The organism is Rhodobacteraceae bacterium Araon29 (assembly GCA_039640505.1).
Lineage (GTDB): Bacteria > Pseudomonadota > Alphaproteobacteria > Rhodobacterales > Rhodobacteraceae > CABZJG01.
Map to the genome: position 1 here is coordinate 3,234,603 of CP046865.1, position 13,333 is coordinate 3,247,935.

The window sequence follows — 13,333 nt, forward strand, 5'->3', positions numbered from 1 at the left end:
GGTGGGGGGCCATGACCAGAGGGAAACGAAAAAGGCCGTGGCGGTTTCCCGTCACGGCCCCTATTTTTTGCGGTGAACTTCTATTAGTTCTGGGCGTAATATTCGATGACGAGGTTTGGTTCCATCATCACCGGATAAGGCACATCGCCAAGTCCTGGTGTGCGGACAAATGTTGCTGCCATTTTCGAATGGTCTGCATTGATGTAATCAGGAACATCACGCTCGGCCAGTTGTACGGCCTCAAGCACCACAACAATCTGTTTTGATTTTTCGCGCACTTCGATCACGTCACCTTCTTTGACACGGTAAGACGGGATATTCACCCGCTTGCCGTTCACAGTGACATGGCCATGATTGACGAACTGACGCGCGGCAAACATGGTGGCCACAAACTTGGCACGGTACACAACCGCATCCAGACGGCGCTCAAGCAAACCAATCAGGTTTTCGCCGGTATCACCACGAATACGCTCGGCTTCTGCATAGATGCGGCGGAATTGTTTTTCGGTCAGATCGCCGTAATAGCCTTTGAGCTTTTGCTTGGCGCGCAGCTGCAGACCAAAGTCTGACAGTTTTGCCTTGCGGCGCTGGCCATGCTGACCGGGGCCATATTCACGGCGGTTAACGGGTGATTTGGGACGACCCCAGATGTTTTCGCCCATCCGGCGATCTAGTTTATATTTGGCAGACGTGCGTTTGGTCACGGCTGATCTCCTTCCTTATATGTGATGTCCCCTTGAGGCCATCGTGAAGGGCGTTGTCCTCTGGATTGCTCCTGACAGGCGATCCCTTGCGGGAGCCACCAACACCAATGAAGCCGCGCTTATACACTGGTGCGGAGCGGAGTCAATGCTCTGTGCGGCAAAGAATTACCCAGATTTGCAAGGTTTATGGACGGTTCTGTGCACCTACGCGATACTGCCGCGATACAGACGCAATACAGACATCCCATTTTGCCGCTTTTAGCGCCGCACACCGCGGGCCGGACAACCCACCAGATGATCATTGACCATGCCAGAGGCCTGCATGAAAGCATAGACAATTGTTGGGCCACAAAACTTAAAGCCAGCAGCCTTTAAATCCCGCGATATTTGCTGTGATAAAGGGGTTTGCGCAGGTACCTCAGAGAGGGTGGTCCAATTGTTTATGATCGGCTTATGGTCGATGTAACGCCAAAGAAATGTATCAAATCCTTGGGATTTTTCGATGTTTTGCCATGCTTTTGCATTGCCTATCGTCGCCTCGATTTTACCACGATGCCGTATAATCCCACTATCCTGCATCAGGATTTCCACCTTATTCGCTCCCCAACTTGCAATCACGTTAGGATCAAATCCACCGAATGCCCTGCGAAAATTATCGCGTTTTTTCAATATGGTAATCCAACTTAGCCCAGCCTGAAATCCCTCGAGCACAAGTTTTTCCCAAAGCGCACGACTGTCATATTCAGGGATGCCCCATTCGCTATCATGGTAGGCAATATAAAGCGGATCCTGCCCGGCCCAGCCGCACCGATTTTCTTTGTCCATTATAATCCGTTCAATTTCGATCCATTAGGGCTTTGTTATCCTATTTTCGGCAGTCTGACCAAGTTGATGATGGAGGGGAAAATGGAAACCCGCAACCGACTTGATGTTTTGGCGCATGAGGAAAACCCACTAGATCACGCTGTTGGCAAACGAGATAAAACCAGTGTTTCAATGGTCGATGCGGCTCTTAGGCATGATGAAGCAATGCTGGCGTTTCAACCAATAGTCACCAGCTCAAAACCTCATACCATTGTTTTTTACGAAGGCTTGATCCGCATACCCGACCCAACCGGGCGGATTATTCCGGCTGGCGAATTCATCCACAAAGTAGAAGAACTTGAAACTGGCCGGCTTATAGATTGTAAAGCTCTGGAAATAGGGCTGCGCACGCTCGCATCTAATCCACAGATAAAGCTATCGATTAATATGTCGGCGCGATCTATCGGCTATGGCCGCTGGTTGGAAATCCTTGGAAAAGCGCTTCGATATGATTCGACCCTTGGGGCGCGCCTTATTCTAGAAATCACCGAAAGTTCTGCCATGCTTGTGCCTGAGTTGGTGATGAATTTTATGCGCGATATGAACAGGCGCGGCATTCGTTTTGCGCTGGATGACTTTGGTTCCGGAGCAACTTCATTTCGATATCTGCGTGATTTCCACTTCGATATCCTGAAAATTGATGGTCAATTCATGCGCAATATAGAGTCAAACGCAGACAACCAGGTATTGACCCAAGCTCTTATTTCTATTGCAGAACATTTTGATATGTTCGCCATTGCAGAAGCCGTTGAAACCGTCGAAGCCAGTGAATGGCTTTGCAGCACAGGGGTCGATTGCCAACAGGGATATTATTTCGGGGTTCCGACAGTTCATCCTCCTTGGGCGCAGAAATCAAAGCAGAAATCAAAAAAGTTCGCCTGATTACGTCATCCGACAGCTTGGCAGTTGCCGCATTGCAGCATTTCGGTTATCAATGCGCTCAAGGAGCAGATTTTATCTGCGGTGTTTTCTTTTGGAGATCGCAAAAATGACGAATGTAGTAATCGCCTCAGCCGCCCGCACCTCAGTGGGAAGCTTTACCGGATCCTTTGCCAATACGCCCGCCCATGATTTGGGCACAACCGTTTTAGAAGCCTTGGTTGATCGCGCGGGCATTGAAAAGTCGGACGTATCTGAAACCATTCTTGGCCAAGTGCTGAGCGCAGGTCAGGGACAAAACCCAGCACGCCAAGCACATGTGAACGCAGGTTTGCCCATTGAAAGTTCAGCTTGGGGTATCAATCAGGTTTGTGGATCGGGTTTGCGGGCCGTTGCTTTGGCGGCACAGCACATCCAATTGGGTGATGCGGATATTGTGGCTGCGGGCGGTCAGGAAAACATGTCACTTTCACCGCATGTTGCACACCTTCGAGCCGGTCACAAAATGGGTGATCTTAAGTATATAGACTGTATGATTAAGGACGGCCTGTGGGATGCCTTTAATGGCTACCACATGGGTCAAACAGCCGAGAATGTTGCACAGAAGTGGCAGATTAGCCGCGACATGCAGGATGAATTTGCCGTCAGCTCGCAAAACAAAGCCGAAGCAGCGCAAAAAGCGGGTAAGTTCGCGGATGAAATCACACCCTTCACCGTTAAAACCCGAAAGGGCGATATTGTAGTGGATCAAGACGAGTACATCCGCCACGGAGCGACCATCGAAAACATGCAAAAACTGCGACCTGCATTTGTCAAAGAGGGTAGCGTGACAGCGGCCAATGCCTCAGGCATTAATGATGGCGCTGCTGGCGCCTTACTCATGAGCGCGGATGAAGCAGAAAAACGCGGTATCGAGCCTTTGGCGCGCATTGCCTCTTATGCGACTGTTGGGCTTGACCCAGCGATTATGGGCGTTGGGCCGGTCTATGCCAGCCGCAAGGCGTTGGAAAAAGCTGGCTGGTCAGTTTCAGATCTGGATTTGGTTGAAGCCAACGAAGCCTTTGCAGCGCAGGCCTGCGCGGTAAATAAAGACATGGGATGGGACCCTGCGATCGTGAACGTCAATGGCGGTGCAATTGCTATTGGCCATCCAATCGGAGCCTCTGGCGCGCGTATTTTGAACACTTTGCTGTTTGAAATGAAGCGCCGGGATGCAAAAAAAGGCCTTGCGACACTTTGTATCGGTGGCGGAATGGGCGTTGCTATGTGTCTCGAAAGAGACTGATTTAGTTCAATAAAAAAGGGGTTATTCCCCTTTTTTTGCCCATAAATTGCTGCGCTGCAGAAATTTCTTTACGAAATAATATTGCTAATTTAATACAAAAAACGTAATAGCATTACCAAGGCAATTAAATTCTAAGGAGACCCTTTATGTCTAGAACAGCGCTGGTTACCGGCGGATCACGTGGCATTGGCGCCGCTATTTCAGTTGCTCTGAGCAACACAGGATATCAAGTTGCAGCGACCTATGCCGGGAACGATGCGGCGGCGGCCGCCTTTACCGAGCAAACAGGTATTAAAACATTCAAATGGAATGTTGCAGACTATGATGAATGTGCTGCGGGCATTTCAAAAGTCGAAGCAGAGCTTGGCCCGGTTGATATTTTGGTTAATAACGCTGGGATCACACGCGACGCCCCGTTTCATAAAATGACCAAAGAGCAATGGTCACAAGTGATCGATACAAATCTTACTGGCGTTTTTAATATGACCCATCCGGTCTGGCCCGGTATGCGCGAACGTAAATTCGGCCGCATTATCACCATCAGCTCGATCAATGGTCAGAAAGGTCAATTTGCTCAGGTGAACTACGCGGCATCGAAGGCAGGAGACCTTGGCATTACCAAATCACTGGCGCAGGAAGGCGCTCGGTATGGCATCACAGCCAATGCCATCTGCCCAGGGTATATTGCGACTGAGATGGTTATGGCTGTACCGGAAAAAGTGCGTGATGGTATTGTTGCACAAATTCCAACAGGCCGTTTGGGTGAACCAGAAGAAATCGCACGCTGCGTGCTATTTTTGGCCTCGGATGATGCAGCCTTTATCAATGGCTCTACCATTACAGCCAATGGCGGCCAACATTTCGTCTAAACCTTTTGCGGTTTTCTCAAAGACGCAGTTTGCGGCATCGTCGGGCTTTTTAGGTCCGGCGATACCGTTCAGAGCTTAAAGCATTCCCGGGACAACCTGATCCGGCGGTCGATGCCCATCAGCAAAGGTTTTGATGTTAATCAATACCTTTTCGCCCATTTCGATACGTCCCTCTATTGTGGCAGAGCCCATATGAGGCAAAAGAACAACATTACCCAGCTGCCGTAAACGGGGATTAATGTCCGTACCATGCTCATAGACATCCAGCCCCGCCCCAGCCAACTCACCAGCGCGCAGCATTCTTGTCAGCGCATTTTCATCAATCACCTCACCGCGTGATGTATTGATGATCACCCCCGTTGGCTTCATCAATTTTAGCCGCCGCGCATTCATTAAATGGAAAGTAGATGGGGTGTGCGGACAATTGATCGAGATTACATCCATCCGCGCAACCATCTGGTCAAGGCTTTCCCAATAGGTCGCGCCCAGCTCTTCTTCGATCTCGGCTCTTAAGCGTTTGCGATTATGATAATGTATCTGCATGCCAAATACGGCAGCGCGGCGTGCAACGGCCTGTCCAATGCGCCCCATCCCTAAAATACCAAGGCGGCGACCACCAAGCCGTCCGCCCAAAAATGCAGTCGGTGCCCACCCTGTCCAGTCTCCTGACTGCATCACAGCCAGCCCCTCAGGGATGCGCCGCGTGACGCTCAGCATCAACGCCATGACCATATCAGCCGTATCATCGGTTAACACACCCGGTGTATTAGACACCAAAATCCCGCGTTGGCGCGCTGTATCAACATCTATATGATCAATCCCAGCACCAAAATTTGCCAGCAGCTTCAGCCGAGGACCCGCCTGCGCAAGCAAGGCCGCATCAATTCGATCAGTTACAGTAGGCACTAAAACATCAGCAGTTTTCACCGCTTGCGCCAATTCGGCCCGGGTCATCGGTTCGTCGCTGTCACGCAGTTTAACATCAAAAAGCTCGGACAAACGGTTTTCGACAGCATCTGGTAAACGGCGGGTAACCGCTACGCTTATTTGATCGCTAGACATATCGACCCCCGTAATTAAGTTTTCACGTTTAAACTGACGCAAGTTGCATCTGGGTACAAGAACCCCTAGAAAAAAACATGTTAGGTTTTTGAGCAGGCCCCTATGAAACGTTTCGGCTTAATCCTATTCTTGCTGAGTATTGTCGCAGGCCCACTCTTTGCCCAAGAGAAAGGGCCTATTACCAATCTTCCAATGCCAAGATTTGTATCGCTCAAGGCCACCGAAGCCAACGCGCGCCGCGGACCATCGCTTTCCCATCGGATCGATTGGGTTTTTAAACGCAAACACATGCCTTTGGAAATCTATGCAGAATATGAGAACTGGCGCCGTGTTCGCGATATTGATGGCGCCGGTGGTTGGATACATTATTCCTTACTCTCAGGGGTTCGAAGCGCTATTATACTTCAAGACATGCAACCTATGTTTTCACAGCCTGACAAAGACAGCTTGGTTGTCGCCCGGTTTGAAAAAACTGCTATCGCAAACTTAGAAAAATGCACGATTGAGTGGTGCCAACTACGCGCCGGTGGATTTAAAGGCTGGTTACCCAAAAGCACATTGTGGGGCGTTTACGACGATGAGGTAAAAGAATAAATCAACTACCGCCTTTCAAGATCGACAATCTTATTTTGCAGTTGCAAGTAATCCTTGAACAAATCACCTTCGGTTACAATTCCAAGCATCTTATTCGTGTCCCGATCAATGATTGGAATACTTTCACCCACAAATTCAACCGCAATTTCCATGGCTTGCTGCAAAGATGCATCTGATTTTATCGAAATTGGATCCTGTTGAAGCAGACTTGTGATCGTTGATTTCTGCTCAGCCATAAGGAGCTGCTGCAATGTAACCTTGCCGATAAAATTATTGTTCTCTTCAAGAATATAGGCTTCGCTCATACCGGCACTAAGCATTACATTTACACCGCTCTCGGCACTGTCTGCAGACGACAGCCGAGCGTAATCATCGTGGACAATACCCACTATACTGCGATCCATCATTTCAAGACCAGTACGGCCGCTTGCAATATCAATTCCACGGTCAGACAATTGGCGATCAAAGAATGAATGGCCATAAAGGTGATGTGATGTCAAAACAGCTGTGACAATACTAACCATTGCAAGAAGCGCATACTCATATGAGCCCGTTAGCTCTAATACCACCATCACCCCGGCAATTGGGGCCCCGATCACCGCTGAGGATACGGCCGCCATTCCACAAATAACGATACCAATCGAGCCAACCGGATCTAGCCCGACCATATTACATAAACCAAGGGCGATCGCACCCGCGCTGGCGCCAATAACCAATGATGGAGAAAAGATACCGCCGAACAGACCTAAACTTAGACATGCCGTGGTCAAAACGATCTTTACCAACAACACGGCAACAAGGAATGCAAAAGTGAATTCTAAACTGATTGCCCCGCGCACCGTATCGCCACCAAGACCAAGCGCTTCAGGAAAAAAGGCGCCGCCGATAGAGGTTATAACCACGGCAAGTGTCAAACCGACCAAAGGGCTATAACCACGTGAACCTACAAATTTTGTGGCATTGCGCACGCTTTGCATAAACAAAACAGCAACCAAACCAAAAAATGGTCCCATGACGAGAGCAAACGGTAATAATGTCGATAGCTCGCCTTCAAAAACGCCGACCTCAAATAGGGTTGTTCCACCCCAGAGTAATTCGGTTAACCCAGCTGCAGAGCAAGATGCAATTGCAATTGGAGCAATTGCGCGCAGTGAAAAATGCCTAATCAGGGCCTCATGAGCAAATACCACACCGGCGATTGGGGCATTAAATCCAGCAGAAATTGCGGCAGCAACGCCACATCCAATAAAAACATCTGTAGTCATATCGCTTTTCAAGATTCGCTTTAGACCACTGCCTATGACGGCTCCAAAGTGGACAAGCGGACCATATTGGCCCACTGAAGCCCCACCGGATGCAGATAAAAAGGCGGCTAAAGTAGAGCTTAAGCCTGTTTTAACATCCAATTCATTGTCAGTTCTATGTGCTGCATAAATACTATCTGCCGGGCCATGCCAGCGGCCAATACCAAGCGTTCGCTTTAGGATATAAATTGCCGTTGCAGCTATGGTCAGTGTGAAAACTTGACTGTAATGAAGGGTCAAGCCAAAGGCTTGAATTGGAGCCACCGCAGTTCTTTGAGCTGAAAAGTACTGTACCCCCACAACAAAGACATGCGCGACAACGGCAACCAAACATCCAAAAAAAAGGCCAATAATCATAACTTGACCTAAATGCTTGAAGGTAGCCGATAGTTGCGCCCGATTTTCCATAAAAACCCATGTGTTTTTTTAATTAAGAACTGATCATCATAATTTTACAACTAAAATTTATTTATATTTGAGAGTGAATTAATTAATATTTAATCGATCAATGCATTAGAAGCGTGCAATTTTAGCATTCAATCCCCATTAATTTTGCATAAAAGAGAATTGAAATTTTATTTAATGCCATAGCCTTGTTGCGGTTTGTTTTGCCTCTGCCAAACGACGCTCATATTCTTGCAAACGCAAGTCAATACTTCCGACAGGTGTTTCCTGTTCATCGACTTCTAAGTCTGTTGCGGCGGATAACTTTGATTTCAAATCGTCTGAAGAAGGCACTTGTTTTTGACTAACTTTGCCTAGCTTTTCAGGCGCAGCAGCCGATGCGGAATCGGTCTTTGAGCTTTCCGAAATAACCTCAGGTCTTGACGCTTCCGCCTTTTCCTCACCTGGGACTTTCCAAGAGTCATTTAAAACAAGAGTATTATCAAGGGTTTTTTCCGCTTCGATAAACTCAGAAAAGAGGCGTTCAAGAGTTTCAACCCGACCTGTCAAAATTCTATAGTGAACGCGCAATTCAGAAACGGCCTCGACAGTTAGCACTTTTCTTAGACTTCCTCCCGCTGACGTTCCCAGAACTAATTGTTCTTCATGTTCGTCCAATTCCTTATCATCTGACCATAACTCAGTGAATGATTGATTTGCTGCCAAAAACGCATCTAAATCACTTTCTTCAATTAGGTAACGGGCTGATGGACCGTCAGAAGCTCGACCAGCAACTAATTTCCCACTTTCAATATGAAGCTTTAATTCGTCAGTCGATAATTTGGCTCGTTTTGCAGCATCAGAAAGTGACAGTGGCATAATACTTTTCCCATTTTGTTGTTATGACAGATCAAAACCATCACGATATGTGATTTCTTCATCAAAGAGATCGCCCAACCAGCTAATTTTTTCTACATCAGATACTTGCCAATCAACTGGCACAGTTAGAACGTCATTAGATCTATATTTAAAGGTAAATACCTTGAAAGATTTCATCACCTCTGCAACGGTAGCTTCTGCATTCACAGGAGCCAAAGCATTTTTAAAAAATGTCTTTATTTTTCTTGGTTCACCCCGTTCATCAAAAGTTGTCATAAAATAGATATACGAATTGAAAAGATCAGATAAATCCTCTGCCTGAATTTCAATCAGAAAAAGCATCATCTCTTCGCAGATCAACTTTAATTTTTTTGTTGTCGTGTCTGAATATTGATTGCCCAGAATTCTACTATACTTAATGGCATAAGCGTCTAGTGGCACATCTTTAGCAATATAGCTTTCAGTCGCGTGCGCCGACACAATGCCTAGAATCCACAACGGACAAAACTGCATCTGCGCTACCTCTCTTTACTTTTACACGCACAACTGGTGAACTCTTGGTAATCTAATCTGCAAAATTCGAGCCAAACTTAACTCAGACGATAATACCAACTTCCACCCACTCCCACCTTATATAATCTTAAAATAAATTTATTCATCAAAACAATCACAGTCTGGAAAAATATATAATAATAGGCGAAATAATTTTTCGCTAAAATAGGCTGTATTATCTAAATATTGTAAAGGGTGGCCGTTACCGAATACAGCCTTGCCTACGACTAGCTATGCACCCTCTATTGAAACAACAACACCGTTTTGTTGCTCAAAATCAAGAATATCACCTCGTTGGGATAAGCCGGTTAAGCCCTCAATATCGGATATTTCAAATACAACCTCTGCTTCGCTGTCACTGATCTGCAAAACTGTTTCGTTTCTTACAAATCTGACACGGTCCGCCTCATAACTGTCAAAAAAGGTTTTCCACTCATCAAAAGAGCATCCCGACATTTTTACATTCGCACGAACTTTCATATTCACCTCCTACTCGAATTATTTAATGTCATCTTATAACCAAATTGGTTGATTTTGAAATATTTAAATGGTTTGTTAGTGCTGTAAACATCAGATACCAAACGCTATGCACTCTATACATGATTTTAAAAATTTGACGCTCCAAGTTTTAGCGCAAAGCGGCTATGTAGTTAATAGTAAATTGCACTCCAAACCTCATGAGTTAAACGCGCTGATTACACTGTTTAACGATGCCCAATCCAAAGGCATTACAAACTTTGATGATTTGCCAGATCACTTGGAAAGTTCACTCTTCTATCTTGCGAGCTTCGATAAAAAAACTTGGGAATTTGCGCGCTCATATATTGCGGCAAAGTTGCTGTCGGATGACCATTTATCGCAGGTAACGCGTCAGTTCGCTTGTTCTATCATTTCAGGATGGGATCCAGTAAAGTCTATCAATATGAACACACAAGGCGCACCAGGCAGCACCGAAGAATTTGCACCTATAATCGAACAATTGGGGCTTACTCTGATCAATGTATTTCAACTGCCTGTCACTGGAGCAAACAGTGAAAATTCGTTCGGAGCAAGCGAAGTTATATCTCAGGCTTTTAGCGAACTGGGAGTATACATTGAAACAACAACGGTCTACCGCTTGCTGAGCAACTACTAACTCAAAGCTCTTGGACGAAACAGCATTGAAAGCGTTAAAGCTAAGGTTATCACAAAAACTTTGTTTGAAAATTTTCGCAACGGCTCATCTTTTTTAATCACTGGCTAAAAAAGATTAGTCAGATTGTTCTAAACAAATGCCAATATCAGCCGTAAACCTTGGAGAATACCAATTGTTTGCGTTGGCAGTAAAAAGACCTTTGGTTATTTTACTAGACGCTAGATGTTTCTCAAGGTGACCTAGATGACCAAGCACTTTTCTAAAATCAAGTCACCAGATGAAGTTAAATCTGACATTTGGAATAGTTTGAAGTTTGTAAGAAAAATACCGAACAGCCAAATAAAATCAGCCATGAAAAAAAGAGATCAGTTGAAAACTAAGCTATCAGAACAAATACTGATGGCCACAGATCGATCTTATGTCCCAACAAAAAACAAATGGATAACTGAAGTTGATGGTCATGTTAGACGCGTCGCACTTCCTGTTAAGGTTAGGCGCTGGTGGTCCGAAATCGATGGTGGGAAATTACAAATTTCCTTGTTCTACAAAGGCAAACCCCTCGAATTAGAACCTGGTAAAGATGCCGTTGAAGTCAGTTGTCCAAATGATTTGATCCCAACACTTAGATTACTCCAAAATTCGATTGATTTAGGGGATTTCGATAATCTTTTAAAATAAACATATTTTAGGTTAATGAACTGACCCAGGTTAATTTTTAAATTTTTTTAAACATTTCAAAATTCTAACCGTATTGAAAAGCAAGCATCAAGGAGGTTTCAAATGAACAAGTTCATCGGTCAGCAGGCATATCAGAACAATTCTGTGGCAAACCCGCAAATAGAAGACGCTCATGGCGCTGTATCGGTTTGCTTGGAAACCCTTTTGCACAACTTAAAGGTTTTGGCTGACCGCCCTCCCCATGGCTCTGAGCTTTTCAACCGCGTATCCTCCAAATGCTTAACAGCAATTTATATTCTTCAGACCAGTTTGGATTTTGAAAAGGGCGCTTCTATCGCTGATAAGTTGTTCAAGCTTTATGAATATGTAAAATACCAAGTCATCGCCAACTCGAAAAGTGAAGAAGATGCCGATATTGCTCAGGCTGTTAGTGTAATTTCGGAAATTCACGACTCCTGGAACGCCATCAAATGACTCCTGACAGCATAAAAGAGCAAAACGATACTTTGGCGAGTTTAAACCAAGCATTACAAGAATGCGTGGCTTCACAAGACATGGGCAAAGCTATGGATTTGGCCCTTCAACGTCAAAAGGCCCTGATTAAAATTTTTGAGTGTTTAGAAAACGATCCCTCAAACTTGGCGAATTTAAAAAAAATATCAACTGAAACCTTAGAGTGCCTTAGCAAAGAAAAGGTACTTATTAGAAATCAGTCTACAAAAAAGCGAAATGACTTTTTGCTTCGCAAAAATGCAATAAAGGCTTATATGTCGCCAATTGCTGCTTAGCATGCTTTGAAGACATTTGTGAAAGTGACAAAAGAACCTGATAAATCAGGTTAGCCCTTAAAGGTTACTATCTAGGACATATTCAATGAACCCGCGCATTGTAGCTTCATCTACAAACTCGATTGGCTCATTGACTTCAGTATCACCAGAAAGACCAACAATTTTGCAATTTTTCCGATACAGCATCATCAGATGCTTAATTGTAATTCGCCCATAGTCACATTTATTCAAAATCACTGAATTTACGCCTTGGCTCACTCTTAAAACCTCTGCCAGCGAGCCAGTATTTATTGATGCTGGCAACACCAAAAGCAGTTTAACATGCGGCAAATGTTTACTTTGCTGCGCTATGGCTTCAAAGAACTCGAAGTAATACTCCCAAGATATTTCGGTGAGCTGTTTTTCCACCTGAAAGATAGCCTCCGATTTAAAACTCTGCTGCTTTTCAAACGGGAAATTGAAAAGACGAGCGAAATAACTCAAGCGATCTAGCTCAAAGATTTTATCCGGTGAAACTTGTAAAACGCGAGGCATATCTTGGCGAAAAAGGCTGTAATGCTGCATTAATTTAGCGCAGATCGTCGACTTTCCTGACCCTGGAGTGCCTAAAAGAACAATGTTATAATAAACATCTAAAATTCTTCGGCTGCTAGAGTCCCAAAACGTCCTGATCAACGTGTTAACTAGATGATCTTTGGTGATCGAACCGGAAAACTCTGAGATTGAGAACTCTTTCTTTATGAACTCACTGGTTAACCCGATATTTAAAAGATCCCCAAAACTTAGTTGACCATCATGCATTTCTGATAGAGCCAACTCTGCTGATGGCACATTCGAATCGAACGGAATATCCTCATCTTTAGGGTCGGTTTCTTGTAGCAGGCTTTCATTTGGATTATTGCTTAAGTCCAAATCCTGCGCAGAATTACTATGGTCCTTGTCCAGCCTTTTCTCTTTCGCAAGACCTGAATGAGGCAAAGCCTCTTTAACGGTATTTTCAATATCCGTATCAGCCATTAAACCTTGCTCAGCACCAATCTCGCTTGGCGTTGGCTTATATGGAATAAGCTCATCAAAATCCGCTAGCGTTTCTAAATCTGTGTTATCTTTGCCCGTGCCCAATGCAGCATTTTCTTGCAATCTTTTAGACAGCACGAGAACAGAATTCTTGGGTGCAGTTTTGGCGCTCCCCTTAACCGCGACAGGCTCTTGTAAAGAAGCTGTAATTTCGACAAAATTGCCTACATTTTTAATCTCGATAATAAAAGCATTCTCACCAAGATTATCCTGTACCTTTTCAAGTGCAGTTGCTGTATCTGCTGCTCTAAAAACTAGCTCATTTACCATAACTGACCT

General features: G+C 45.1%; 15 protein-coding genes and 1 pseudogene. 8 read left to right on the forward strand and 8 right to left on the reverse strand.

Annotation, left to right across the window (positions count from 1 at the left end):
* Window positions 1–83: 83 nt before the first annotated feature.
* Window positions 84–704, reverse strand: coding sequence for a 30S ribosomal protein S4 (gene rpsD, locus GN278_15660; protein ID XAT62076.1), 621 nt, complete (start codon window positions 702–704; stop codon window positions 84–86).
* Window positions 705–962: 258 nt separating this feature from the next.
* Window positions 963–1,529, reverse strand: coding sequence for a DNA-3-methyladenine glycosylase I (gene tag / locus GN278_15665; GenBank protein ID XAT62077.1), 567 nt, complete (start codon window positions 1,527–1,529; stop codon window positions 963–965).
* Between the two features lie 81 nt (window positions 1,530–1,610).
* Here tag and GN278_15670 point away from each other — a divergent pair, with 81 nt between their 5' ends.
* The 3 genes from GN278_15670 (at window position 1,611) to phbB (ending at window position 4,601) form a co-directional block, all read left to right on the forward strand.
* A complete protein-coding gene (locus GN278_15670; protein XAT62078.1) occupies window positions 1,611–2,450 on the forward strand; it encodes an EAL domain-containing protein in 840 nt (279 codons plus the stop codon).
* Window positions 2,451–2,556: 106 nt separating this feature from the next.
* Window positions 2,557–3,732 carry an acetyl-CoA C-acyltransferase gene (locus GN278_15675; GenBank protein ID XAT62079.1) on the forward strand — a complete coding sequence of 392 codons (1,176 nt, stop codon included), beginning with the start codon at window positions 2,557–2,559 and terminating at the stop codon, window positions 3,730–3,732.
* Window positions 3,733–3,878: 146 nt separating this feature from the next.
* A complete protein-coding gene (gene phbB / locus GN278_15680) occupies window positions 3,879–4,601 on the forward strand; it encodes an acetoacetyl-CoA reductase (GenBank protein ID XAT62080.1) in 723 nt (240 codons plus the stop codon).
* 75 nt (window positions 4,602–4,676) lie between these two features.
* Here phbB and GN278_15685 read toward each other — a convergent pair whose 3' ends face one another.
* On the reverse strand, window positions 4,677–5,663 hold the full coding sequence (locus GN278_15685) for a D-glycerate dehydrogenase (protein XAT62081.1): 987 nt from the start codon (window positions 5,661–5,663) through the stop codon (window positions 4,677–4,679).
* 102 nt (window positions 5,664–5,765) lie between these two features.
* Between GN278_15685 and GN278_15690 the strand changes: the two genes are divergently transcribed.
* The gene (locus GN278_15690; GenBank protein XAT62082.1) at window positions 5,766–6,257 is read left to right on the forward strand and encodes an aspartyl-trna synthetase; all 492 of its coding nucleotides are present in this window, start codon (window positions 5,766–5,768) and stop codon (window positions 6,255–6,257) included.
* A 5-nt stretch (window positions 6,258–6,262) separates the two neighbouring features.
* Here GN278_15690 and GN278_15695 read toward each other — a convergent pair whose 3' ends face one another.
* The 4 genes and pseudogenes from GN278_15695 to GN278_15710 all read right to left on the reverse strand — a co-directional run bounded on the left by GN278_15695 (window position 6,263) and on the right by GN278_15710 (window position 9,856).
* On the reverse strand, window positions 6,263–7,969 hold the full coding sequence (locus tag GN278_15695) for a CBS domain-containing protein (protein XAT62083.1): 1,707 nt from the start codon (window positions 7,967–7,969) through the stop codon (window positions 6,263–6,265).
* Window positions 7,970–8,140: 171 nt separating this feature from the next.
* Window positions 8,141–8,824 (reverse strand): hypothetical protein, encoded by a 684-nt coding sequence (locus GN278_15700; protein ID XAT62084.1) that lies wholly within the window; start codon window positions 8,822–8,824, stop codon window positions 8,141–8,143.
* Between the two features lie 21 nt (window positions 8,825–8,845).
* Complete coding sequence (locus tag GN278_15705; protein XAT62085.1) at window positions 8,846–9,337, reverse strand: hypothetical protein; 492 nt, start codon at window positions 9,335–9,337, stop codon at window positions 8,846–8,848.
* Window positions 9,338–9,673: 336 nt separating this feature from the next.
* A pseudogene (locus GN278_15710) lies at window positions 9,674–9,856 on the reverse strand (hypothetical protein).
* A gap of 106 nt (window positions 9,857–9,962) precedes the next feature.
* Between GN278_15710 and GN278_15715 the strand changes: the two are divergent.
* The 4 genes from GN278_15715 to GN278_15730 all read left to right on the forward strand — a co-directional run bounded on the left by GN278_15715 (window position 9,963) and on the right by GN278_15730 (window position 11,977).
* Window positions 9,963–10,511, forward strand: a complete 549-nt coding sequence (locus GN278_15715; GenBank protein XAT62086.1) for a hypothetical protein — start codon at window positions 9,963–9,965, stop codon at window positions 10,509–10,511.
* Window positions 10,512–10,754: 243 nt separating this feature from the next.
* Entirely contained in the window at window positions 10,755–11,189 is a 435-nt protein-coding gene (locus GN278_15720) for a hypothetical protein (GenBank protein XAT62087.1), read from the forward strand.
* A gap of 102 nt (window positions 11,190–11,291) precedes the next feature.
* Entirely contained in the window at window positions 11,292–11,663 is a 372-nt protein-coding gene (locus GN278_15725; protein ID XAT62088.1) for a flagellar biosynthesis protein FliS, read from the forward strand.
* On the forward strand, window positions 11,660–11,977 hold the full coding sequence (locus tag GN278_15730; GenBank protein XAT62089.1) for a hypothetical protein: 318 nt from the start codon (window positions 11,660–11,662) through the stop codon (window positions 11,975–11,977). The genes GN278_15725 and GN278_15730 overlap by 4 nt, the downstream gene beginning before the upstream one ends.
* A 57-nt stretch (window positions 11,978–12,034) precedes the next feature.
* On the opposite strand, the gene GN278_15735 is transcribed toward GN278_15730, so the two are convergent.
* The gene (locus tag GN278_15735; protein XAT62090.1) at window positions 12,035–13,324 is read right to left on the reverse strand and encodes a hypothetical protein; all 1,290 of its coding nucleotides are present in this window, start codon (window positions 13,322–13,324) and stop codon (window positions 12,035–12,037) included.
* Window positions 13,325–13,333 lie beyond the last annotated feature (9 nt).

Coding starts and splice junctions, on each gene's coding strand:
- GN278_15705 (XAT62085.1), bottom strand. CDS start 9,337: ATGCAGTTTTGTCCGTTGTGGATTCTAGGCATTGTGTCGGCGCACGCG.
- GN278_15690 (XAT62082.1), top strand. CDS start 5,766: ATGAAACGTTTCGGCTTAATCCTATTCTTGCTGAGTATTGTCGCAGGC.
- GN278_15730 (XAT62089.1), top strand. CDS start 11,660: ATGACTCCTGACAGCATAAAAGAGCAAAACGATACTTTGGCGAGTTTA.
- GN278_15670 (XAT62078.1), top strand. CDS start 1,611: ATGGAAACCCGCAACCGACTTGATGTTTTGGCGCATGAGGAAAACCCA.
- GN278_15675 (XAT62079.1), top strand. CDS start 2,557: ATGACGAATGTAGTAATCGCCTCAGCCGCCCGCACCTCAGTGGGAAGC.
- tag (XAT62077.1), bottom strand. CDS start 1,529: ATGGACAAAGAAAATCGGTGCGGCTGGGCCGGGCAGGATCCGCTTTAT.
- GN278_15725 (XAT62088.1), top strand. CDS start 11,292: ATGAACAAGTTCATCGGTCAGCAGGCATATCAGAACAATTCTGTGGCA.
- GN278_15735 (XAT62090.1), bottom strand. CDS start 13,324: ATGGTAAATGAGCTAGTTTTTAGAGCAGCAGATACAGCAACTGCACTT.
- GN278_15715 (XAT62086.1), top strand. CDS start 9,963: ATGCACTCTATACATGATTTTAAAAATTTGACGCTCCAAGTTTTAGCG.
- GN278_15685 (XAT62081.1), bottom strand. CDS start 5,663: ATGTCTAGCGATCAAATAAGCGTAGCGGTTACCCGCCGTTTACCAGAT.
- phbB (XAT62080.1), top strand. CDS start 3,879: ATGTCTAGAACAGCGCTGGTTACCGGCGGATCACGTGGCATTGGCGCC.
- GN278_15695 (XAT62083.1), bottom strand. CDS start 7,969: ATGGAAAATCGGGCGCAACTATCGGCTACCTTCAAGCATTTAGGTCAA.
- GN278_15700 (XAT62084.1), bottom strand. CDS start 8,824: ATGCCACTGTCACTTTCTGATGCTGCAAAACGAGCCAAATTATCGACT.
- GN278_15720 (XAT62087.1), top strand. CDS start 10,755: ATGACCAAGCACTTTTCTAAAATCAAGTCACCAGATGAAGTTAAATCT.